The organism is Amycolatopsis halotolerans, from assembly GCF_042647905.1.
Lineage (GTDB): Bacteria > Actinomycetota > Actinomycetes > Mycobacteriales > Pseudonocardiaceae > Amycolatopsis > Amycolatopsis halotolerans.
On the sequence record NZ_JBHRWI010000039.1, the window covers coordinates 181,371 to 202,918 of the forward strand.

At 69.8% G+C, this 21,548-nt stretch carries 20 protein-coding genes; 8 read left to right on the forward strand and 12 right to left on the reverse strand.

Annotated elements, in window-relative coordinates; genetic code table 11:
• Window positions 1-4: 4 nt before the first annotated feature.
• The 9 genes from ACFORO_RS29725 to ACFORO_RS29765 form a co-directional block, all read right to left on the reverse strand.
• Window positions 5-508: a hypothetical protein gene (locus ACFORO_RS29725; protein ID WP_377872335.1), complete on the reverse strand. Its 504-nt coding sequence runs from the start codon at window positions 506-508 to the stop codon at window positions 5-7.
• 48 nt (window positions 509-556) lie between these two features.
• The gene (locus ACFORO_RS29730; protein ID WP_377872336.1) at window positions 557-1,285 is read right to left on the reverse strand and encodes an alpha/beta fold hydrolase; all 729 of its coding nucleotides are present in this window, start codon (window positions 1,283-1,285) and stop codon (window positions 557-559) included.
• 500 nt (window positions 1,286-1,785) lie between these two features.
• Window positions 1,786-2,376 (reverse strand): TetR/AcrR family transcriptional regulator, encoded by a 591-nt coding sequence (locus tag ACFORO_RS29735; RefSeq protein WP_377872337.1) that lies wholly within the window; start codon window positions 2,374-2,376, stop codon window positions 1,786-1,788.
• Between the two features lie 132 nt (window positions 2,377-2,508).
• Window positions 2,509-3,324: an ABC transporter ATP-binding protein gene (locus ACFORO_RS29740; protein ID WP_354750508.1), complete on the reverse strand. Its 816-nt coding sequence runs from the start codon at window positions 3,322-3,324 to the stop codon at window positions 2,509-2,511.
• Window positions 3,321-5,147, reverse strand: a complete 1,827-nt coding sequence (locus ACFORO_RS29745) for a dipeptide/oligopeptide/nickel ABC transporter permease/ATP-binding protein (RefSeq protein ID WP_377872338.1) — start codon at window positions 5,145-5,147, stop codon at window positions 3,321-3,323. Before ACFORO_RS29745 ends, ACFORO_RS29740 begins: the two co-directional genes overlap by 4 nt.
• The gene (locus ACFORO_RS29750; protein ID WP_354750507.1) at window positions 5,144-6,085 is read right to left on the reverse strand and encodes an ABC transporter permease; all 942 of its coding nucleotides are present in this window, start codon (window positions 6,083-6,085) and stop codon (window positions 5,144-5,146) included. Before ACFORO_RS29750 ends, ACFORO_RS29745 begins: the two co-directional genes overlap by 4 nt.
• A 66-nt stretch (window positions 6,086-6,151) precedes the next feature.
• A complete protein-coding gene (locus ACFORO_RS29755; RefSeq protein ID WP_354750506.1) occupies window positions 6,152-7,675 on the reverse strand; it encodes an ABC transporter substrate-binding protein in 1,524 nt (507 codons plus the stop codon).
• 172 nt (window positions 7,676-7,847) lie between these two features.
• Window positions 7,848-8,825, reverse strand: coding sequence for a methyltransferase family protein (locus tag ACFORO_RS29760; RefSeq protein ID WP_377872339.1), 978 nt, complete (start codon window positions 8,823-8,825; stop codon window positions 7,848-7,850).
• An 88-nt stretch (window positions 8,826-8,913) separates the two neighbouring features.
• A complete protein-coding gene (locus ACFORO_RS29765; protein ID WP_377872340.1) occupies window positions 8,914-9,870 on the reverse strand; it encodes an aldo/keto reductase in 957 nt (318 codons plus the stop codon).
• A gap of 86 nt (window positions 9,871-9,956) precedes the next feature.
• On the opposite strand from ACFORO_RS29765, the gene ACFORO_RS29770 reads away from it, so the two are divergent.
• Complete coding sequence (locus tag ACFORO_RS29770; protein ID WP_377872341.1) at window positions 9,957-10,679, forward strand: SDR family NAD(P)-dependent oxidoreductase; 723 nt, start codon at window positions 9,957-9,959, stop codon at window positions 10,677-10,679.
• Window positions 10,680-10,742: 63 nt separating this feature from the next.
• Here the strand turns inward: ACFORO_RS29770 and ACFORO_RS29775 are convergent, their stop codons facing one another.
• Window positions 10,743-12,104, reverse strand: a complete 1,362-nt coding sequence (locus ACFORO_RS29775) for an amidohydrolase (protein WP_377872343.1) — start codon at window positions 12,102-12,104, stop codon at window positions 10,743-10,745.
• Window positions 12,105-12,208: 104 nt separating this feature from the next.
• Between ACFORO_RS29775 and ACFORO_RS29780 the strand changes: the two genes are divergently transcribed.
• From ACFORO_RS29780 to ACFORO_RS29800, 5 genes are all read left to right on the forward strand, one after another.
• The gene (locus ACFORO_RS29780) at window positions 12,209-13,318 is read left to right on the forward strand and encodes a zinc-binding dehydrogenase (protein WP_354750501.1); all 1,110 of its coding nucleotides are present in this window, start codon (window positions 12,209-12,211) and stop codon (window positions 13,316-13,318) included.
• Between the two features lie 42 nt (window positions 13,319-13,360).
• Window positions 13,361-14,326 carry an aldo/keto reductase gene (locus ACFORO_RS29785; RefSeq protein WP_377872344.1) on the forward strand — a complete coding sequence of 322 codons (966 nt, stop codon included), beginning with the start codon at window positions 13,361-13,363 and terminating at the stop codon, window positions 14,324-14,326.
• A gap of 144 nt (window positions 14,327-14,470) precedes the next feature.
• A complete protein-coding gene (locus tag ACFORO_RS29790) occupies window positions 14,471-15,448 on the forward strand; it encodes an alpha/beta hydrolase (protein ID WP_377872346.1) in 978 nt (325 codons plus the stop codon).
• On the forward strand, window positions 15,445-16,419 hold the full coding sequence (locus tag ACFORO_RS29795) for an alpha/beta hydrolase (RefSeq protein WP_377872347.1): 975 nt from the start codon (window positions 15,445-15,447) through the stop codon (window positions 16,417-16,419). Before ACFORO_RS29790 ends, ACFORO_RS29795 begins: the two co-directional genes overlap by 4 nt.
• A complete protein-coding gene (locus tag ACFORO_RS29800) occupies window positions 16,416-17,651 on the forward strand; it encodes a multidrug effflux MFS transporter (RefSeq protein ID WP_377872348.1) in 1,236 nt (411 codons plus the stop codon). The genes ACFORO_RS29795 and ACFORO_RS29800 overlap by 4 nt, the downstream gene beginning before the upstream one ends.
• On the opposite strand, the gene ACFORO_RS29805 is transcribed toward ACFORO_RS29800, so the two are convergent.
• Window positions 17,637-18,140 (reverse strand): GNAT family N-acetyltransferase, encoded by a 504-nt coding sequence (locus tag ACFORO_RS29805; protein WP_377872350.1) that lies wholly within the window; start codon window positions 18,138-18,140, stop codon window positions 17,637-17,639. The two genes, ACFORO_RS29800 and ACFORO_RS29805, sit on opposite strands and share 15 nt — an antisense overlap.
• On the reverse strand, window positions 18,137-18,724 hold the full coding sequence (locus tag ACFORO_RS29810) for a hypothetical protein (protein ID WP_377872351.1): 588 nt from the start codon (window positions 18,722-18,724) through the stop codon (window positions 18,137-18,139). The genes ACFORO_RS29805 and ACFORO_RS29810 overlap by 4 nt, the downstream gene beginning before the upstream one ends.
• A gap of 193 nt (window positions 18,725-18,917) precedes the next feature.
• Here ACFORO_RS29810 and ACFORO_RS29815 point away from each other — a divergent pair, with 193 nt between their 5' ends.
• Window positions 18,918-19,835: an AurF N-oxygenase family protein gene (locus ACFORO_RS29815; RefSeq protein WP_377872352.1), complete on the forward strand. Its 918-nt coding sequence runs from the start codon at window positions 18,918-18,920 to the stop codon at window positions 19,833-19,835.
• Between the two features lies 1 nt (window position 19,836).
• On the forward strand, window positions 19,837-21,348 hold the full coding sequence (locus ACFORO_RS29820) for an FAD-dependent oxidoreductase (protein WP_377872353.1): 1,512 nt from the start codon (window positions 19,837-19,839) through the stop codon (window positions 21,346-21,348).
• Window positions 21,349-21,548 lie beyond the last annotated feature (200 nt).

Consider the following 21,548-nt stretch of genomic DNA (forward strand, 5'->3'; position numbering starts at 1 on the left):
CCTATCAGCCCTGCGCCTCACGAAGGAGACGCACCGCCTTCGGACCGACGCCGTGCAACGCCAGCAGCTCGGCGTCGGTCCACTCGGCGGTCTGCGCCAAGGTCGTGATCCCCGCACCGTGCAACGCCCGGGTAGCCGGACTCCCGATCGCCTTGGGCAAGTCGCCGACCTCCCCCGCCACTGCCGTCCCCGCGGCGGCCACCGGAGCCGCCAACCGCTTCGGCGCGCGGGCCAGCCACGCCCGGCGCACCCAGTGATTGAGCTGCTGCCCGTTGATGTCCCCGATCGGCAACCGCACCCCAGCCCGCGCGACCCGGCGCGCGGTCGGGTGTTCCCCGCGCATCTCGTCCACATCGGACGCAGTCATCCGGAGCACGACCTGCCGATCCGGTCGCAAGGCAGCGAACTCCTTGCCCCGCACCGTGAACGCGACCGTGCCGTCAACGTCGAGCTCGGCCGTCTCCGGGTAGGACAGGGCGGTTCTGCGAAGCTGCGCCGGTGTCGTCATGGCCCCCAGGCTGGCACGACTGCGCCGCCGAGGCCATTTCGACACTCCTCAGACGGTCTCGGCCCCGAGGAAGTCGAACACCGCTTCCCGCAGCTCGACCCCCACCAACGCCCCCCGGTGGTCCCCCGCGACCTGCCGCAACCGCGCGCCCGGCACCCGCGCCACCAGCTGCTCGATCCCGTGCGCCATGAAGTCCTGCCGCCCCGCGAGGAACAACGTCGGCACCAGCGGAACCCCCGCCCCCGGGTCGAACGGCTCGCTGGCCAACCCCTCGACGAGATTCAGCAACGACGCCGAGTCCCCCGCCGCCGCCATGGCCGTGATCGCCCCGGTCAACGGATCATCCGGCGACGGTCCCCCTTGGACAGCTTGGCGCGCGGCCACGAGATCCACCGCCGCGAACGGCTCCTGCGGACTCAACCCGCCGAGCACCAACCGCCGCACGGAAACCTTGGGATGCGAAGCAAGATCCCACGCGAGCCGCGCCCCGAGCGAATACCCGACGACGTCGACCTCCGCCGCCCCCGCACACTCCGCCAGCGCGTCCACCACCCGAGTCGCGGTGACCTCCGCCGCCGCACCGACCTTGGGCCCGCCAGGGTGTCCCGGCAGATGCACCACGACCGTCTCCCGCCCCGCGGCCGCCAGCGGATCGGCCCAGTACTCCGCGGGCCAATCGCACGCGGCCGACGAGGCGAACCCATGAATCAGCACCACCGGAGGCCCCGTGACAGGACGACTGGAAAGCGTGCGAGTGACCGGAAACGCGGAAGTCATTCTACAATCGTAGACAAAACCCGCCACCCGGTCCAGCGTTCCGTGAGGGCCACCCTCAGGGAATCTGATTCCGTCAGGGTTCCCCTCACGACCCGCCACCGTCCGTGAAGGGCTCCTTGAGGGAATCAGATTCCCCCAAGGAGCCCTTCACAGCCCACCCGCTTCGCTCGCCGCCGCTGCCGCGATGCGCCCCAATGTGGCGTTCGGTGCGTCCGACGCACCCAATGTGGCGTTCGGTGCATCCCACGCACCCAATGCCACATTGGGGCGCTAGCCCCACCACCCACCGAACCGCAGCCGATGCACCCAACCAACCAGGCACCCACACCACCCCCGCACCCCGATACGAAGCCAAAAACGCGGCGCGGAGGTGCTTGTCAAGGCATCTTTCCCGCCTTGACAAGGGCCTCCGCGCCGTCGTCACAATCAGCTTCGGGGTGCCCCACGCAACCAAGGGCGCAATGTCGCCGCCAGGCGACGAGCCGCAAGCGAAACCGGACTCAATCCCCGATCCGAGCCATCAACCCGTCCACATAAGCCCGATACCGCCCAGCAACTTTCCCCACCGGATGCATCAACGAAGTCACATTAGCCCCAATAGAAACCGCGATGATCTCATCCGCCAACACCCCAATAACCGGAGCATCAGCAGCCTCCCCCAACCCCCGAGCAGCAGCGATCCGCACAGTCAGCTCACCCCGCCAACTGTCGAGCAAATCCCGATACTGCCGAGCAAGATCCGGATTGGCCACGGAATGCTCCCACAACACCAGCAACACCCGAGCCGACGCGATCTGATGCGCGTCCGTCGGAATGGCCGCTTCCACAAACCCCCGCAACGACTCGACCGGCCCGAGCGCGGGGTCCAATTCAGACATCCGCTGCGACGTCTCCTGCAGCACGCTCTCGAACGTAGCCGCGATGATGCTGTCCTTGCTGGGGAAGTAGTGCTTGAGGGCACCGTTCGCGAACCCGGCCGCGGTGACGATGCTGCGCATCGTCGCCGCCTCGAACCCGCCTTCGATGATCAGCTTTTTGGCGACCTCGACGATTTCCCGTCGTCGCTGATCGTGATCGATGACCTTCGGCATGGTTACAGACTCTAACCCGTATTCTCCCGCGACGGATGTGACCCTGCTCGACCGCACGCGGGAGCGGCGAGCCCGGAAAGCGGGCACGGAGAACCAGCCGCCAACGTCCAAGGCGGCCACTGGAAGAGAGGCCTACCCCAGGCCCAGCCGAGCCGCCCGTCTCTCCGCCTGCCGGGCCGGATCCGCCACCGGGGCCGCCAGCAGCAACCGCTGCGTGTAGGGATGCTCCGGTGCCCGCGTGACCACCGCCGTCGGACCGGATTCCACGATCTCTCCCTGGTACAGCACCGAAACCCGATGACAGATCCGATGCACCACACCGAGGTCATGCGAGACGAACAGGTAGGACACCCCGGTCTCGCGCTGCAGTTCCAGGAACAGCTCGAGGATCGTCGCCTGCGTGGTCAGGTCGAGCGCACTCACCGGCTCGTCGCAGACGATCAGCCGCGGCCGCCGGACCAGCGCCCGCGCGATCGCGATCCGCTGCCGCTGTCCGCCGGAGAACTCCCCCGGATACCGGTGCACCGCGTCAGCGGGCAGCCGCACCCGGTCGAGCATGTCCGCAACCACCGTCCGGGCGTCCGCGCGCGAAGTCCCGGCCACCACCAGCGGCTCGGCAAGCACCTCGCCGACGGTCATGGTCGGGTCCAGCGAACCGTACGGATCCTGGAACACCACCTGGATGTCGCTGGCCAGCCGACGCCGCACCGCACCGCGCGCGTGTGTGATGTCCTCGCCGTCGAAGGTGATCCGGCCGGACTCCGGCGCGGCCAGCCCCAGCACGGCTTTGCCCAAAGTGGACTTCCCCGACCCGCTTTCGCCGACCAGCCCGACGCATTCGCCCGGCTTCACGTCCAGCGAAATCCCTTTCAGCGCCCGGAATCGCACCCGGCGGCTGAGCCGGTAGTCGACCACGAGGTCCTCGATCGCGAGCAGCGGAGCGGTCATCGTCCGGCCTCCTCTCCGGTCGCGTGGGCGAGGCCGCGCCGTTCCCAGGCTTCGTCCAACTCTTCCCGTCCTTCGGTGTCGTCCAGCGACGCGCTGATCAGCTCGGCGGTGTAGGGGTCCTCGGGCGCACGGAAGATCCGTTCCACCGGACCGGTTTCCACGATCCGGCCGTCCTTCATCACCACGACGCGGTCGCAGATGTCCGCGACGACGCCGAAGTTGTGCGTCACGATCACCAGCGCCATCCCGTACTCGGCCTGCAGTTCGCGCAGCAGTTCCAGCACCTCGGCCTGCACCGTCACGTCCAACGCGGTCGTCGGCTCGTCCGCGACCAGCAGCGACGGCCGCCCGGCCACCGCGCCGGCGATCAGCACGCGCTGCGCCATGCCGCCGGAGATCTGGTGCGGGTAGCTCGCCATCACGCGGTCCGGGTCGGTGAGGCCGACTTGCAGCAGCACCTCGCGCGCCCGTTCCTTCGCCGCGGCCTTGTCGAGGCCGTGCACGCGGCGCAGCGGCTCGACGAGCTGGTGGCCGATCAGGTAGCACGGGTCGAGGTTGGTCATCGGCTCCTGCGGCACGTACCCGATCTCGCGGCCGAGCAGTTTCGCCCGCTCCGCCGCTTTGCCGACCTCGCGCCCGCCGACCCAGATCCCGTCCGCGACCGCGGTCCCGCCCGCGGGCAGGAGGTCGAGCACCGAGAACACCGTCTGCGTCTTGCCGGACCCGGATTCGCCGACGATCCCGAGCACCTCGCCGGGAGCCGCGTCCAGCGACACTCCGCGCACGACCTCCTTGACGCCCTTGTCCGTCGCATAGCCGACGCGCAGGTTCTCGATCCGCAGCGCGCAATCCGCCGCCGCGTGCTCGTGCGCGCCCGAAGCCGCGCCGCCGTCCAACGCATCCGGCGAAGGAGCCGCGAGCGCTTCCCGCACCCGAGCCCGGCCGCGGCGCGTCGGCTGTTCGGCGCGGACGCTGACCAGGTCGGCGAGCGTCGAGCCGATGAACGCGAGCGCGGCGATGGTGACGCCCAGTGCGATCGACGGCCACAGCAGGATCAGCGGGTACGTCAGCATGTTCAGGAAGCCGTCGTTCATCGTCTGGCCCCAGCTGGGCGTCGACGCCGAGCCGATGCCGAGGAACTGCAGACCGGCCTGCATGCCGATGGCGAGCCCGGCGGTGAGCGCGGTCTGCACGATGATCGGCGCGTACACCGCGCGCAGCAGGTGCGTGCGCAGGATCCGCAGCGTGCCGACACCGGCCACGCGCGCCGCGTCGATGTAGGGCTCCCGGCGCACCGTCAACGCACGGGCGCGGGTGATCCGGTAGTAGCCGGGCGCGAGGAACACGCCGAGCGCGATCATCAGCACGGTGAAGTCCTGGCCGGTGCCGGCCGCGACGACCAGCAGCACGATCATCCCGGGTACGGACTGCAGCGCGTCGCTGATCCACGAGCAGATCCGGTCGGTCGCGCCGCCGAAGTACCCGGCGACCACGCCGGTCGGGACGCCGAGCACGATCCCGGTGACGCAGGTGATCAGCCCGCCGTACAGCGTGGTCCGCGCGCCGTAGAGCAGGCGGCTGAAGATGTCGCGGCCGGCGGAGTCGCCGCCGAGCAGGTGCCCGTTGCCGGGTTCGGCGTGGGTCAGCGCGAAGTCGACGTGGTTCGGGTCGTACGGGGCCAGCCACGGCGCGAACACCGCGGCCAGCACGACGATCGCGAACACGACCAGCGCGACGATGCCGACCGGACGGCGGAAGTACCGGCGCGTCAGCGAGATCCGCTTCACCGGGGCGAGCGTGGCGGGGAACGGGGCAGCGGTCATCGGTCGCGCACCTTCGGGTTGACCCACCCGAGCACGAGGTCGAGCAGGAAGTTGACGATCACGACGAACACGACGGTCACCGCGGTCAGGCCGAGCAGCACCGGGATGTCCCCGATCTGCGACGCCGACTGCGTCAGGCTGCCGATCCCCGGCAGGTTGAACACGATCTCCACGACTACCGCGCCGCCGAGCAGGCCGACAAACATCAGCGCCAGCACGGTCAGCGCGGACGGCGAAGCGTTCCGCAGCACGTGCGTCGTGACGCGGCGCGACGACAGGCCGCGCGCCCGCAGCGTGCGCACGAAGTCTTGGTTGGCGACCTGGAGGAACCCGTTGCGCAGTTGTTCGGCGATCATCACGATCGCGCCGAGCGACAGCGAGATCGACGGCAGGGCGATCGAGCGCAGCCAGCCGACCACCGACTGGTCCGGCGACACGTAGCCGACCGCGGGGAACCACTGCAGCTGGATCGCGAACCAGGTGACGAGCACGAGGCTGACCCAGAACCCGGGCAGCGCGAACAGCACCACCGAGGCGAGCTTCAGCACGCGGTCGACCACGCCGCCGGGACGCAGCCCGCAGATCACCCCGACGAGCACGCCGAGGATCGCGGCGAGCAGCGTCGCGGCGACGACGACCGACAGCGTCACCGGCACGCGCAGCGCGATCTGTTCGCCGACCGGCTGGAAATTCCGCCAGGAGGTCCCGAAATCGCCGGTGGCCGCGTGCGTCAGCCAGTCCCAGAACTGCGCGAGCAGCGGCCGGTCGTACCCGATCTGGGCGCGCAGCGCCGCCTGCTGCGCGGGGGTGGCGCTGTTGCCGAGCAGCCCGGCGGTCGGGTCCCCCACCGCCGTGTGCGCCAGGAAGAACGTGCCGCTCGTGACGAGCACGAGCAGCAGGATCCCGGACACCAGGCGTTTGACGATGAATGTGAGCATGTTCCGGCTCCTCCCCGGGGCTCGTCTCTCCATCATGGACGGACGAGCCCCGGGACGACGGGCGCGTCAGCCGCGCTGGATGAACCGCAGCGTCGGGAACATCATGCCGGTGATCGGCGTGACGGTGATGCCCTTGACGCTGAAGTAGAGGTTGTCGGCCTGGTACCAGACGTTCCACCAGGCGAGGTCCACGAGCTTCGTGTTGAGCTCCTTGAGCGCGGCGGTCTGGGCCGGGCCGGGCTGGGCCTGCTCCGCCTTCTGCACGAGCGCCTTCACCTCCGGGAAGGCGTCCACCGACGGATTCGGGTTGTACCACTGCTTCGAGGTGACCTGGTCGGTCAGCGTGGCCATGTCGTTGCCGTCCATCGCGATCACCGCGAGGAACATCGGGTACGTCGGCGCGTTCTTCTGGTAGTCCGGCATCGACATGTTCTGCCAGTCGACCTTGATGCCCAGCTGCCCGAACGTCTGCTCGGCGGCGGGCTGCCACGCCTGGAAGATCGTGGACATCGGCATCTTGAGGCTGAACCCGTTCGCATAGCCGGCTTCGGCGAGCAGCTGCTTGGCCTTCGCGAGGTCAGTCTTGTACTTGCCGTTGCCCGCCGGGTCGTACACCTGGCTGCCGCTCGGCCACAGCTGGTCGGTGACCGTGCCGGCGTCGTTGCCGACCGCCTTGAGGATCCCGGCCGCGTCGAAGGCGTAGGAGATCGCCTGCCGCACGCGCTGGTCGCCGAGCGCCTTCACCTGGCTGCCGGTGCGGTCCGCGAACTGCACGCCGACCCACGACGCCGGCTTCTTCGCGACGTTCCAGCCGTTCTGCTGCGCCTTCGGCAGGTTGGCCGCGTTGGCGAACTGGACGTTCAGCTGACCGGACAGCATCGCGTTGAAGCTGGCCGCCTGGTCGGTGATCGGGAACAGCCGCACCGTCGGGAACGGGTAGGTCGCGCTGTCCCAGTGCTTCGCGCGCTTCTTGAACACGTACTGCGACTGCGGCTGCGAAGAACCCTTGTCGAAGGTGTACGGGCCGGAGCCGTCGGGGCCGTTGGCGAGCGAGTTGGCCTTGATCGCCTTGGGCGAGGCCATCCAGCTGCGGCCGAGACCCATGAAGTACAGCAGCGCGTCGTCGCGTTCGGACAGATGGAGCACGACCGTCGACGCGTCCTTCGCCTCGACGCTCTTCACGTCGATGTAGGCCTGCCCGGAACGGGTGCCGGACTTGAGGTGGTTGAGGTTCTCCACCGCCGCGGCGGAGTCGAACTTCTGGCCGTCGTCGAACGCGACGTCGTCGCGCAGGTGCATCGTGAGGCTCAGCCGGTCGGCCGACCAGTCCCACGACTTCGCGAGCGCGGGGATGGGCTTCGCGTCCTTGTCCAAGGCGACCAGCGGGTCGTAGACCGCGGACAGGTACGGGCCGTCGAAACCGATGTCGGCGTTGGCCGGGTCCCACGACGTCACGTCGAGGAACACGCCCGCCTTCAGCTCGTCGGTGCCCGCGCCCGCCCCGGCGGCGCCCGAGCCGGTGCATCCGGCGATCGCGAGCAGCGCCGCGGCGGCCGCCGCGAACAACGCCGCTGTCCTTGTCCTCGTCATTGAGTCCCTCTCTCAGGGTGCTGGACCGCCGGCGGGATCGCTCGGCGCCCCGCCGGGAACGGCGGGCCGTCGAGTGCGGCCCGGCTCGCCGTGGTGCGGGATAGTCTACGATTGTCGGCTAAAAAATCAACGGGCCGGATGCGTTTGTTATCTCCCGGCCTTGATGCCGTTTTCAGACGGCGTCGGCGACCAGAACGCGCGGACTTGCAGGCAGTGCGAGGACATCGCATACGCGCCATCCTGCACCGTCCAGCCATTCGCGGACTTCCGCCTCCGGATAAACCACGGTTCCGTCGATCACGAAGTACTCCCCCGCGTGCAACGCGTCGATCGGGCGCTGCCGTTCGTCGTCGTCGAGGAAGAAGTCCAGCAGCAGCAACGTCGCGCCGTCCCCGGCGGCGGCGCGGGCGTTGGCCAGGATTTTCCGGTTCTGTTCAGCGGTGAACCGGTGCACCACGTGGTTCACCATCACCAGATCGTGCTCGCCGCCCGGTTCCGCGGATTCGGTCGGCGCGGGGTCGATGCTGATGCGATCCGCGTACCCGGCCGCATTCGCCGCGTCGGTGATCCCCTGCGTGGACTCGGGTCCGAAAACGAAGCGAGCGGTCAGTGCGGGATTCGCCCGCAACGCGCCGATCGCGAATTCCGGCGACAATCCGCCCAGATCGAGCATCGAACGGTAGGGCGAGAAATCGAATGCGCGCGCGAGCATCGACGCGTGCAGCGAGTTGTAGCGCATCACGCCCGCCATGAACGTCGCCCAGCGGCCCTCGTCCATCTGGAGGTCGCCCGGTTTGCCACTGTCCACAGTGGTGTCGAACTGGAGCCAGTGTCCGTAGCTGATTTCGTTGAGGAAGGTCAGGAACGGCGCCAGATCCGTGGCGCCGTTCCCTCCCAGGTACTCCTGCGCGTCCTCGGCCAGCGAGTAGCGGCCGTCGGTGCGCTCCAGCAGACCGCGCGCGTTCATCGCGTCGGCCAGGATCCGGGTCAGCTGCTCGCCGGTGCCAGTGGCGGCGGCGAGTTCCGGCGCCGTTCGCGGACCGTCGGCGAGCGCGCGGAACAGACCGATCCGCGAGGCGGCGAACAACTGCTTCGCGCCCATGTACCCGATGGCGATGTCGACGATGCGGTCCGGCGCTGGTTTCGTCATGTGGCGGCTCCTCACGGCGTCGGGGGTGCCTCTCCGGGCACCCCGGGAAGCTTTAGTCTACGCACGTCGACAAAAAACACCAGCCCCTTCACCAGGTTCCGTCGGCAGCGACCTCGCGATCGAGCCACAGCTGCTTGGTCAGCTCGCGGATCCGGTCCGCGCCGACGCGTTCCAGCAAGTCGAGTGCCCCCGCATTGTCCTCCAGCTGCGCCTGCCGCGATACGCCCACGAGGACGTTCGCGGTCGCGGGATTGGCCAGGCAGAAGGCAATTCCCAGCTGCGCTGGCGACGCGTCGAGCTCGGCGGCGATCTTTTGCACAGCCGGCCAGGCGTCGGCGATCTTCTCCCGGATGCCGCCGACGTCGGCACCGATCTTGCGACTCGGCTTCAAATTCCCGACGAGCAGCCCACCTTCGAAAATGTCCGACGCCTGCAAGGTCAGCTCCCCGGAAGCGAACAGTGGCGCGTAGTACTCGCCCTCGGCCATCGACCGCCGCGCGAGCCCGTACTTGAGCTGCGCGAAAACCGGCGGCGCCAAACCACGTTTGCGCGCAATGGCAAAAGCTTTGCGCAGATCGTCAATGCGCCAATTGTTCACGCCCCACGCGCGGAACCGGCCACCTTCGATCTGCTCGGCGACGTCCGCGACGACTCGCTCGAGGTCGACTTCGCCGAAGTAGTCGCCGACCACGACCAGATCCGCCGACTCGACGCCGACGCGTTCGAGCGAGGTGTCCATCTGCTGCGCGAAGCCGACGTTCGGGTAGTCCCAGAGCCAGAGTTTCCCGCAGTAGAGCCAATCTTCGCGGGCGAGCCCGGCTTCGCGGACCGCGCGGCCGAAGATCCGATCAGTCGTGGAGCCCTCGGCGTGCGGGCCCATGTCGTAGTGCGCGACGTCGAAGAAGGCGTGCCCGAGCTCGGCCGCGCGGGCGATCAGCGCCACCGCGTCGCCGAACTCCATCCGGTCCCAGGTGTTCCACGAGCCGAGCGACAACGCCGGCACGCGCGGGAACGCCGGGCTCAGTCCAGGTCGATCCGTCGCCACGATTCCTCCTGCGATTCAAGGGATTTATTTTCTACGCTTGTATACTATAAGCCCGCGTACCCCGCTCCCGGCGAAAGGAAACGACGATGCCCGCTGCCCGTACCGTGCTGATCACCGGAGGTGCCGGCGGCATCGGCCGCGCGATCGGCGCCGCCTTCGCCCAAGCCGGCGATTCCGTGGTGCTCGCCGACCTCGACGGCGCCGAAGAAGCCGCCAAACCGGTTGGCGGGCGCGGAATCCGGCTCGACATCACCGACGAGGCCGCGATCTCCGCGGCGCTCGACGAGGTCGGTCCGGTCGACGTCCTGGTCAACAACGCCGGCCTCCTCAGCGTCCACGGGCGGTTGCTGGACCTGCCCGGCGCGGACCTGCTGCGCATTCTCTCGACCAACGTGCACGGCACGTTCCTGATGACGCAGCTGGTGGCCCGCCGGATGGTCGAGCGCGGCGAGCCGGGCGTCGTGGTGAACCTGTCCTCGATCGGCGGGCGGCAGCCTACGCCCGGCATGGGCGGTTACGAAAGCAGCAAGGCCGCGGTCGACGCGCTGACCCGCTGGGCCGCGATCGAACTGGCGGAGCACAAGATCCGGGTGAACGCGGTCGCCCCCGGCCCGGTCGCGACGCCGATGCTCGCCGCCGCGATGCCGCCGGGATCGCCTGCGCACGACGCGTGGGTGGCGCGGATTCCGGACGGCCGGATGGCCGCGGTCGAGGACGTCGCCGCCGCGGTGGTGTTCCTGGCGAGCCCCGCCGCCGCCCACATCACCGGCACCAGTCTCCCGGTGGACGGCGGCCAGCTGCTCACCTGAGCCAGCGGTCCGTGAAGGACTCCTTGAGGGAATCAGATTCCCCCAAGGAGCCCTTCACGGACGTTAGGCGATCATTCCGGGCCTGCGCTCGAACACGATCTGTCCATCGAGGACAGTCAGGTCGACCTCGACCTCGGGCAGCTCGGCGGGGGTCACCGCGAACGGATCCGCGGACAGCACGCACAGGTCAGCCGCCATCCCCGGGGCGAGCGTGCCCTTCCACGACGCGGCGCCGTCCTGCTGGGCCGGGTGGACGGTGTAGCAACGGAGCAGGGTTTCCATCCGCTGCCGCACGTCCTCGGCAGGGCCCATCCACTGGTCCGCGGCGGCGATTTCCTTGCGCCAGTCCGGCGGCAGCACCGGCGCGTCGGACGTCAGGCACAGCGGGATCCCGGCGTCCAGCGCCTCCTGCAGCGGCCACGCGGCGTCCGAACTGCCCGCCCCCAGCGCCGCGTCGACGACTCCGGCGGTCCGCACCGCGATCCCGGCCTGTGCGGACAGTCCGACCCCCAGCCGGGCCATCCGCTTCAGCTGCGCCGCGTTCACTAGGTCGCCGTGGATGACGTAGTGGCCGAGATCGACGTCGCGCTCTCCCCTGGCCCGCTCGACGGCGTCCAGCATCAGCTCGATCGCCCGGTCGCCGGTCGCGTGCACGCCGACCTGCAGTCCGGCCTCGTGCGCGGTGCGGACCATCCGGGTGAAGTTCTCCTCGCGCTCCGGATCGTCCGCACCGCCGACCAGCAGGTGGGCGTGACTGCCGTCGGCGTAGCAGTGGTGGGTGTAGGCCGAGCGCATCGGCGGGATGCCGTCGGCGAAGATCTTGACCCCGCGGAAGTTCAGCCGGCGCGGGTCCGGGCCGGGTCCGTCCACTGTGGCCAGTCCGGCGCGGAAGTTGTCGAACGTGCTCGGGCCGTCGAGTTCGCCGTACAGCCAGAGCGCGGTCACCCTCGCCCGCAGCAGTCCTTCGGCGGCCAGTTCGCGGTACTGCTCGACGACGGACATGCCGAACGCGCCGATGTGCCCGTTGTCCTCCCCCGGGCCGAGGCCGGGTTCGGTGTAGCTCGTAATGCCCAGCGCGGCAAGGATTTCGCCCGCGCGGAGGATGGCCGCCCGGCGTTCGGCGGCGGTGCGCAGCGGCTTTTCCGGGCCGGGCCCTGGCGCGCCGTCGTCGGCGAACAGGGTGTCCGGCCACAGCGCGCCGAGCCACGCTCCGTGCAGGTGCGCGTCGTTGATGCCCGGCAGGACCGCGCGGCCGCCGAGGTCGAGCACCTGAGTGCCGGGTCCGATCAGCTCCCGCACGTCCGCGTCGGTTCCGGCACGCAGCACGCGTCCGTCCCGCACGGCCAGCGCGGTCGCGGGCGCGGCACCGGCCATGGTGTGCACCGCTGCTGCCCGCAAGACGAGATCCGCAACTGAGGTCGGCACAGGCGCTCCTGGAGGGATTCGGGGACTCGACATTTTTGTCGACGTCCGTAGACTAACCCATCACACGGCCCTCCCGGGCCCGCCAGCCCCCGGAAAGGTTTCCCATGACCGTCCCGACTTCCACCCGCGCCGCGGTGCTGACCGAGCACGGCGCGCCGCTGGAGCTGACCGAACTCCCGCTACCCGCCGAGCTTGAAGCCGGCGCGGCGCTGGTCCGCGTCTCGTGCGCGACGCTGTGCGGCACGGACGTGGAGATCTGGTCCGGGAAGATGAGTTTTCCCGGCATGCTGCCGATGGTGCTCGGCCACGAAATGGTCGGCGAGGTCGTGGCCGCCGGACCGGACACCCGCGACGCGCTCGGCCGCGAGGTCACGGTCGGGTCCCGGATCGGCTGGTCGGAGTCGACCTGCGGCGAGTGCTACGGCTGCACGGTGCTGCGCGAACCGGTCGCGTGTTCGCGGCGCGGTTACGGATTCCTGCAGCGCTCGGACGTCGCACCGTTCGCGACGGCCGGATTGTGCGAATACGCCTACGTCGTCCCGGGCGCGGCGAAGCTCCTGCTGCCCGCCGAAGTGCCCGACACGTGGGCCGCGATGGCCGGGTGCGCGGCGAAAACCGTGCTGCGCGCGTTCGACCGGGTCGGCGGCGTCCGGCCCGGATCTCGCGTGGTGGTGCAGGGATCCGGCGCGCTGGGCCTGTTCGCGACCGCGGTCGCGCACCTCAGCGGGGCGGGTAGCGTCATCACCGTCGGCGCCCCCGCGTCGCGGCTGGAGCTGGCGAAGGAGTTCGGCGCCGACGACGTGGTCGATGTCGCCGGGGGTTCGGACGCGATCGTCGAACGCGTCACCGAACTGACCGGAGGCCACGGCGGCGACCTCGTGCTGGACTTCGCGGGTGCGCCGTCGATCGGCCGCGAGGCGGTCGCGATGGCGGCTCAGCGCGGCCGGGTCGTGATCGTCGGCAGCACCGGGCCGGAGCCGACGCCGGTCCCGCTCGGCACGGTGATGGGCAAGGAGCTGACCGTCGTCGGTTCGCTCAACGGCGACATCGCCGACTACCACCACGCGATCGAGTTCTTCGGTTCGTTTGCCTCCCGGATGCCGTGGGACCGGCTGTTCGGCAGCCCGGTCGGGCTCTCCGGCGCGAGCGAGCGGATCGAGGCCATGCACCGGCTGGACGAGACGAAAGCCGTCGTCGACCCGCGTCTTCCCTGACCTTTCCTGACGAGTCAATCCCTTACGAGCCAAGGAGGTCTCGTGTCCGCATCCTCGCCCTTGCCCCGCCGCAAGGTCGGCACGTCCGGTTTGGACGTTTCGCTGCTCTCGCTCGGGTCGTGGCACACCTACGACCGGATGGACTTCGCCGATTCGGTCGCGATGATCCGCGCCGCGGTCGAGGCCGGCGTGAACCTGTTCGACGTCGGCGTCTACGGCATGCCCGGCCACCCGCCGGTCTTCACCGACGTGCTGTGGAGCGCGATCGTCCGCGCCGCCCGCATCCCGCGCGAGGACTACCTGGTCTCGGCGAAGCTGTGGATCGAAGGCTTCGGCGACCAGGGATTCCGCCCCCAGCTGGAAAACGCGTTCCTGCGCGGCGGTTTCGACGTCGCGGATCTGGTGATCCTCGGCGACCTGCGCCGCGACGACGTCGCGCTGGAGGACCTGGTCGAGGACCTCGCTGGGCTCACTCGCTCCGGGCTGATCCGGGCGTGGGGCGTCAACAACTGGTCGGCCGGGAACATCGCGCGGCTGCGCGAAATCGCCGAAGCGCTGCAGGTGCCGGGTCCGCAGATCGCCCAGCTGAAGTACAGCATCGGCCGCCGGTCCATTCCGGACGGCGAACCGTTCGCCCGGCTCTTCGCCGACGGTTTCGTCATGCAGGCCTCCGACGTCCTCGAAGGCGGCATCCTCGCCGGGCGCACCAACCTGACCCGCGAGATCGGCCGCGACCCCGGCGACGTCCGCAAGCGGATCACCCGCGACGCGGCCAAGGTCGTGAAGGCCGCGGAGGAACTCGGCACGAGCGCGGCCCGGCTCGCGGTCGCGTTCACGCTGACGCATCCGGCGAACGTCACGACGCTCTTCGGCGCGACCCGGATGGAACAGCTGGAGGACAACCTCGCGGCGGTCGAGCTGGTCGAGAAGGTCGGGGCCGAGCAGATTCGCGCGCTGGTGGAGCCGTTCTGGGCCGACCGCGACGCCGTCGATCCCGAAGGCCCCTGAACCGCTTGGCCCACCCTCGTCTTCACGTCCGTGAGGGGAACCCTGAGGGACTCTGAGTCCCTCAGGGTTCCCCTCACGGACCGCGACCGGCGCCGCCACCCCGCGCCGCCGCAGAATTCGCCCGCTCTCCCCGAGGAGGCTGCCTTGACCCATCCCCCCGTCCCGTTCGACCCGGAGATCGAGCCCGCGCTCGCCGAGATCGTCCCGGCCGACGCGCCGCCGTTCACGCGAGAGACGATCCCCGGCCTGCGCCGCGCGATGGCCGAGATGTTCCCGCCCGCCGCCGAAGCGGTCGGCGACGCGCCGGTCACCGTCGTCGAACAGACCATTCCCGGTCCGGAAGGCGCGCCGGACCTGGAAATCACCATCCTGTCCCCGCACGAGAGCGACGGCGCGCTGCCGGTGCTCTACAACATCCACGGCGGCGGCATGATGGTCGGCCACCGCAACATGGATGTCGGCCGGCTGCTGGCGCTGGTGCTGGAGCTGAACGTCGTCGCGGTGAACGTCGAGTACCGGCTCGCGCCCGAACACCCGCACCCCGCGCCGGTCGAGGACTGCTACGCCGGTCTGGTGTGGACAGTCGAGCACGCCGACGAGCTGGGCGTCGACCCCTCGCGCGTCGTCGTGATGGGCGGCAGCGCGGGCGGCGGGCTCGCCGCGGCGGTCTCGCTGCTCGCCCGCGACCGGAAAGGCCCGGCGATCGCGGGACAACTGCTGCTGTGCCCGATGATCGACGACCGCAACACGACGATCGCGAGCCAGCAGTACCCCGGTCTCGGCACCTGGACCCGGGAGTCGAACCTCGCGGGCTGGCAATCGCTGCTCGGCGACGCGGTAGGCACCGACGACGTCTCCCCCTACGCCGCCCCGGCGCGCGCGACCGATCTGTCCGGTCTGCCTCCGGCGTTCATCGAGGTCGGCAGCGCGGAGCCGTTCCGCGACGAGGACACCGAGTACGCGCTGCGGATCTGGGCGACCGGCGGCCAGGCCGAACTGCACGTGTGGGCGGGCGCCTTCCACGGGTTCGACATGTACGTCCCGGACTGGCCGATCAGCAAGGCCGCGCTCGAAACGCGGAACTCGTGGCTGCGCCGGATCCTCGGGAAGGCGGGGAAATGAGCGTCCCGCCGGTGCCCTACGACCCGGAACTGGAACCCGGGCTCGCCGCGTTCCTCGACCTGGTCGAGCGGATCCCGCTGCGCGCGGACACGATCCTCGCCAACCGCGCGCATTTCGCGACGATCATCCCGCCGGTCGAGCAGATGGTCGGCGACCGTCCCGTCGAGTTGACCGAGCACACCGTCCCCGGTCCCGAGGGCGCTCCGGACATCGTGCTCACGGTCGTCCGCCCCGCCTCGGGAGTCGCCGACGCGCCCGCGCTGTACAGCATCCACGGCGGCGGAATGGTGCTGGGCAACCGGTTCTTCGGCCTCGACGGCCTGATCGACGACGTGCTGCGGTTCGGCGCGGTCGGCATTTCGGTGGAATACCGGCTGGCTCCGGAAAACCCGGCTCCCGCCGCCGTCGAGGACTGCTACGCCGGTCTCTTGTGGACAGTCGAGCACGCGGACGAACTGGGCATCGACCCGTCGCGGATCGTCGTCACCGGCGCCAGTGCGGGCGGCGGTCTCGCGGCCGGTGTCGCACTGCTGGCCCGCGACCGCAACGGCCCGGCCATCGCCGGGCAGCTGCTGGCGTGCCCGATGCTCGACGACCGCAACGAGTCGGTCTCGACCCAGCAGTACAACGGAATCGGCGCCTGGGACCGCAACAACAACGACACCGGATGGGACGCCCTGCTCGGCCCGGCGCGGGGTACCGACGCGGCGTCGCCGTACGCGGTCCCGGCGCGGATGGCCGATCTGTCCGGTCTGCCGCCCGCGTACCTGGACGTCGGCGCCGCGGAGATCTTCCGGGACGAGACGACCGAGTACGCCTTGCGGATCTGGGCGACCGGCGGACAGGCGGAACTGCACATCTGGGCCGGCGGGTACCACGGGTTCGCCGGGTTCTCCCCCGACGCCGAGGTCTCCCGATCCGCGGTCGCGACCCGCCTTTCGTGGCTGCGCCGGATCCTGCGTGCCGGATGAAGCGTCTCCAGACCGAAGCGAGCCTGGTCGAGCCGGTGGTGCCGAAAAACCGCCCAGGCGCGCTCCGGATGGCGGTCGTGCTGGGGCTGCTGGAGGTCTTCGGCCCGATCTCCATGGACCTCTACCTTCCAGCGCTCCCCCAGCTCGCCGACGACCTCCGAGCCGGGCAGAGTCTCGCGCAGGCGACCATGTCGGTCTGCATGCTCGGCCTGGCTTTCGGCCAGCTCGTCGTCGGCCCGCTGAGCGACCGGTTCGGCAGGCGGCGTCCGCTGCTGGCCGGAATCGGGCTTTTCACGGTTCTGTCCGTGGTGTGCGCCTTCGCGCCGTCGATCGAGGTGCTGCTCGCGGCGCGATTCCTCCAAGGACTGTGCGGTTCGGCCGGAATCGTGCTGTCGCTGGCCGTCGCCCGAGACCTCGCCGAGGGCGTCGAACTGGTGCGGCTGTTGGCCTTGCTGACCACCGTCGGCGCACTCGCCCCGATCGTCGCTCCGGTGATCGGCGGCCAGCTGGCGGCGATCATCGGATGGCGCGGCATCTTCGGCGTCTTGGCCGGGATCGGAGCGGCTTTGCTGATCGTCGCCGCGACCGCGCTGCCGGAAAGCCTGCCACCCGAGGCACGACATCCGCGCAAGGGCGGCGGCGAGTTCCGGATACTGCTGAAAGACCCGCTGTTCCTGGGTTTCCTGCTCGTGAGCACCTGCGGCGGAGCGGCGTTCTTCACCTACCTGGCGTCGATCAGTTTCGTCCTGCAAGACGGATTCTCATTGTCGCCACAGCTGTTCAGCGCGTGTTTCGCCGCGAACGCGGTGATGTCGGTGCTCGGCGCGCAGGTGAACCGCGCGGCGGTGCGCCGTGTCGGGCCGGTCCGGATGTACGTGCTGGGCACGACCTTCACCGCGGCGGCAGCGCTGACCATGCTGGGCGCGGTGTTGTTCGGGGCCGGATTGGCGGCGTTGCTGATCCCGTTGGCACTGCTGATGCTCGCGGGCGGAACGACGCAGGCGAACGGCAACGCGCTAGCCCTCGCCAACCACGGGCGGCGAGCCGGAACCGCGGCGGCACTGCTCGGGACGGCGTCGTTCGCGATCGGCCCGATTGTCGCGCCGCTGGTGTCGCTGGGCGGGACTACGCCGTTGTCGATGAGCCTGACGATGACGGTGGCGTACGGAATCGCGACCGTTTTGCTGTGGCTGGCGGTGTTGCCCCGCCTACGCCGGTCAGGGACGGCCTGACTCGAACACGAGCTGGCCGTCCTCCTCACCGACCGCCCGGAAGCCCGCTTTCTCGAGCACCCGGCAACTCGCTTCGTTGCCGGGCAGCACATAAGCCCGCAGCTCCGGCGCGAGAGCGGGTTCCGGGTGGTCGTCGTGCCACTGCCGCAGCGCCCGCGTCAGCTCCGTGGCCAGTCCCGCACCCCACGCCGCTCGCACCAGCAGATAGCCGACTTCCCGGTGTCCGCTGCCGTGCGCGAGGCCGAACCCGGCACGGCCGAGAAATCCCGACGCACCTTCGACGCGCCACTTCGACCAGTCCCGCTGGCGGTGTTCGTCGATGAACGTCTCCAGCCTTTCGCGAGTAGCCGCGCGGGTCTGCGGACCGGTCGTCATGTGCCGCATAACCTCGACGTCGGCATGCAGGGCAGCGAGATCGTCCAAGTCCGAAGGCAGCCAGGTGGTCAACCGCAGCCGCGGGGTGCGGAGGATTTCTTCCCGGTCCGTCACCAGCCGGGGTGGTACGGCGCCGGCGGGGTTTTCGGCAGCAGCCACGCGCCGGTCGCCCGATGCGCCGCCAGCACCAGCGCGGCGACCGGGACGATCAGCCACAGGAACCCGCTCGGGAAGGTCATCTGCAGGGTCGGCGGCGCGCTCTTCCGGACGAAACTGGAACCGAGCCCGACGATCATGAAGACGACGATGTCCAGCACCGCCAGGCCGCAGCCGACGAGCACGCAGACCCGGCCTGCCGGAGCGCGCTTGAACAGGCCGATCGCGCCGGCGACCGTCAGTGCCGCGATCGCCAGGTCCGCGGCGCCGACGATCCCGTTGGACAGCAGCCTGCTCGAGGACGGATTGCCGATCATCCGGATGACAGCCACGACGAAGCCGATCGTGGCCACCAGGCCGATGACCGAGGCCAAAGTTGCCGCGGCGACCGCGGTCGCGCCGAAATACGCGGTCGGCGGCGCCGGAGGCGGCGGCTGCGCCGGGAACTGACCGCCGTAAGCGGACTGCCCGCCGTAAGCAGGCGGCAACGGCGAGTACTGCTGCGGACCGGTGCCGGGATACGGCTGCGGCGGTTGCGTCACGACGGCGGTTCCTCCGAGGTCAGGAAGACATTCGGGACTCATCCTGCCAGGTCAGCGGCCCCTTCCCGGCCCGACTGCCCGAACGGACGACACGCGGTTCGCCGGTACCTCTCGCGATACGGCCAGATAGGTGTTACCTTAGGTAACAGTGAATCGCGGTAACGCCTAATCAATGTCGCTCAGGGAGGACCGAATGACCAGCGCAGACGTGCGGCAAGCACCGGAAGCGGCCCCGTCCGGCCGGCACGAGACCGCGCAGCGGCTGCTCGACTCCTCCGCGACCCTGTCGTACGACCCGGCCACCGAGGTCGACTGGGAAACCCCGCTGGACAAGGACTTCCACGGGGCCAGCCCGGAGTGGAGCACGCTCTACGGCACGAGCTACTGGGCCGAGATGACCCCGGAGCAGCAGAAGGAGCTGACGCGCCAGGAGGCGGCGTCGGTCGCGAGCACCGGGATCTGGTTCGAGATGATCCTGCAGCAGATGGTGCTGCGCGATTTCTACGCCAAGGACCCGACCGACCCGGCGTTCCAGTGGGCGCTCACCGAGATCGCCGACGAATGCCGCCACTCGATCATGTTCGCCCGCGGCGCGCAGAAGCTCGGCGCTCCCCCGTACCGGCCGCGCAAGCTCGCCGTCGAACTGGGCCGCGTCTTCAAGGCGGTCGCGGGCGGCGAAGCGGCGTACGCGGCGATCCTGGTCGCCGAAGAAGTGCTCGACGTGATGCAGCGCGACTGGATGCGCGACGAGCGCGTGGTCCCGTTCGTGCGGACGATCAACAACATCCACGTCGTGGAAGAGTCGCGGCACATGAAGTTCGCCCGCGAGGAGACGCGCGAGCAGCTGGAGGGCGCGGGAGCCGTGCGCCGTCAGGTCAACGCGCTGGTCATCGCGATCGCGTCGTACTTCATCGTCAGCAGCATGGTCAACCGCGACGTGTACAAGAACGCCGGGCTGGACTCCGAGCGCGCGCTGCGCGAGGCGAAGGCCAACGAGCACCACAAGTCGATGATGCGGTCGAGCTGTGCCGGGCTGATGGAGTTCCTCGGCTCGTGCGGGCTGCTGACGAAGCCGGCGCTGGTGTTCTACAAGCGGGCGAATCTGATCTGACATGGCCTTCGCGATCACCCAGACCTGTTGCAACGACGCGACGTGCGTGTCGGTCTGCCCGGTCAACTGCATCCACCCGACGCCGGACGAGCCGGACTTCGGGACCACCGAGATGCTCTACGTCGACCCGGAGACGTGCATCGACTGCGGCGCCTGCGCCGACGCGTGCCCGGTCGACGCGATCTTCCCGGTGGACCTGCTGACCGACTCGATGAAGGTGTACGCGGGGATCAACGCGGACTTCTACGCCGACCGCCCGCCGGTCGCCGCGAACCCCGCGCCGAACTTCCACCGCTGGGGCCCGCCGACGTTCGACCGCGAGATCCCGAGCGACCTCGAGCCCGCGGACGTGGCCGTCGTCGGCACCGGCCCGGCCGGGATGTACGCGGTGGAAGACCTGTTGCTGCACACCAACGCCCGCGTCACGCTGATCGACCGCCTGCCGGTCGCGGGCGGCCTGGTGCGCTTCGGCGTCGCCCCGGACCACCCGGACACGAAGCGGATCGGCGAGGCTTTCTCGCGGTTCCGCAACCACCCCCGGCTGAAGCTGAAACTCGGCGTCGAAGTCGGCCGCCACGTGACTGTGGACGAGTTGGCCGAACGCCACGACGCCGTGATCTACGCCGTCGGCGCTTCTTCCGCGCGCACCCTCGGGATTTCCGGCGAAGACCTCCCCGGCAGCCTCGCCGCGACGACGGTCGTCGCCTGGTACAACGGCCACCCGGACGTCCCCGCGCACGCCGTCGACCTCTCCGCGGAGCGAGTGGTGCTGATCGGCACCGGCAACGTCGCCCTCGACGTGGCCCGGATCCTCACCGCCGACCCCGACGACCTCGACGGCACGACCATCGCCCCGCACGCCCTGGAACGCCTGCGCTCCAGCAAGGTCCGCGAGGTAGTGCTGCTCGCGCGGCGCGGCCCGGAAGACGCCGCCTACACCTCCCCCGAGCTGATCGCGTTGGCGCAGCGCGCGAACGTGCCGCTCGTCGTCGACACCGAAGACCCGCGCACCGCTGCGGCGATCGACGCTGGCACCGGAAAAGCCGCACTGCTGCAGGGTTTGGATCGCGAGACGGTCGACTGGACCGCCCCTCCCGCGGACGGCCCCCGTCGGATCGTGCTGCGCTTCCACTCGGCTCCAGTGGAGATCACCGGCGACCGCCAGGTACGCGGATTGCGCGTCGACGGCCCTTCCGGACCGGTCGAGATCGCCGCCGGTCAAGTCGTGCGCGCCGTCGGCTACCGGGGACGTCCGGTGCCGGGCCTGCCGTTCGACGAGGCGGCCGGGACGATCCCGAACACCGCGGGCCGAGTCGAGGGCCGGACCGGTGCCTACGTGGTGGGCTGGATCAAGCGCGGCCCGTCGGGCGGGATCGGCGCGAACCGGACGTGCGCCGGGGAAACCGTGGCGACCCTTCTCGCGGACATCACTTCCGGACAGGTTCCGTTGCGAGGACGGCGGTCGCCGATCGCCGCGCTGGCCGCACGGTTCCGGGGGCGGGTCACCAGCTGACGGAAGGCCAGCCAGGGATCGCAGGCCTTGAACCGGTGGCATGACCGAGACGTCCGTGAGGGGAACCCTGAGGGAATCAGATTCCCTCAGAGGGCGTCTGAGAACTGGGTGGGGCGGTGGGCGTGGTGATGTTCTGGAATGGGGTGGGCTCCCGGTAGGACTGGTGGTTCCTACGCCAACCGGTCCTCACCAGGAGCCCG

Excerpts from the sequence above, each read along its gene's own strand:
- ACFORO_RS29735 (WP_377872337.1), bottom strand. The coding sequence starts at position 2,376 with ATGCCGAAGGTCATCGATCACGATCAGCGACGACGGGAAATCGTCGAG.
- ACFORO_RS29770 (WP_377872341.1), top strand. The coding sequence starts at position 9,957 with ATGCCCGCTGCCCGTACCGTGCTGATCACCGGAGGTGCCGGCGGCATC.
- ACFORO_RS29725 (WP_377872335.1), bottom strand. The coding sequence starts at position 508 with ATGACGACACCGGCGCAGCTTCGCAGAACCGCCCTGTCCTACCCGGAG.
- ACFORO_RS29820 (WP_377872353.1), top strand. The coding sequence starts at position 19,837 with ATGGCCTTCGCGATCACCCAGACCTGTTGCAACGACGCGACGTGCGTG.
- ACFORO_RS29760 (WP_377872339.1), bottom strand. The coding sequence starts at position 8,825 with ATGACGAAACCAGCGCCGGACCGCATCGTCGACATCGCCATCGGGTAC.
- ACFORO_RS29740 (WP_354750508.1), bottom strand. The coding sequence starts at position 3,324 with ATGACCGCTCCGCTGCTCGCGATCGAGGACCTCGTGGTCGACTACCGG.
- ACFORO_RS29815 (WP_377872352.1), top strand. The coding sequence starts at position 18,918 with ATGACCAGCGCAGACGTGCGGCAAGCACCGGAAGCGGCCCCGTCCGGC.
- ACFORO_RS29800 (WP_377872348.1), top strand. The coding sequence starts at position 16,416 with ATGAAGCGTCTCCAGACCGAAGCGAGCCTGGTCGAGCCGGTGGTGCCG.
- ACFORO_RS29730 (WP_377872336.1), bottom strand. The coding sequence starts at position 1,285 with ATGACTTCCGCGTTTCCGGTCACTCGCACGCTTTCCAGTCGTCCTGTC.
- ACFORO_RS29755 (WP_354750506.1), bottom strand. The coding sequence starts at position 7,675 with ATGACGAGGACAAGGACAGCGGCGTTGTTCGCGGCGGCCGCCGCGGCG.
- ACFORO_RS29745 (WP_377872338.1), bottom strand. The coding sequence starts at position 5,147 with ATGACCGCTGCCCCGTTCCCCGCCACGCTCGCCCCGGTGAAGCGGATC.
- ACFORO_RS29750 (WP_354750507.1), bottom strand. The coding sequence starts at position 6,085 with ATGCTCACATTCATCGTCAAACGCCTGGTGTCCGGGATCCTGCTGCTC.
- ACFORO_RS29795 (WP_377872347.1), top strand. The coding sequence starts at position 15,445 with ATGAGCGTCCCGCCGGTGCCCTACGACCCGGAACTGGAACCCGGGCTC.
- ACFORO_RS29780 (WP_354750501.1), top strand. The coding sequence starts at position 12,209 with ATGACCGTCCCGACTTCCACCCGCGCCGCGGTGCTGACCGAGCACGGC.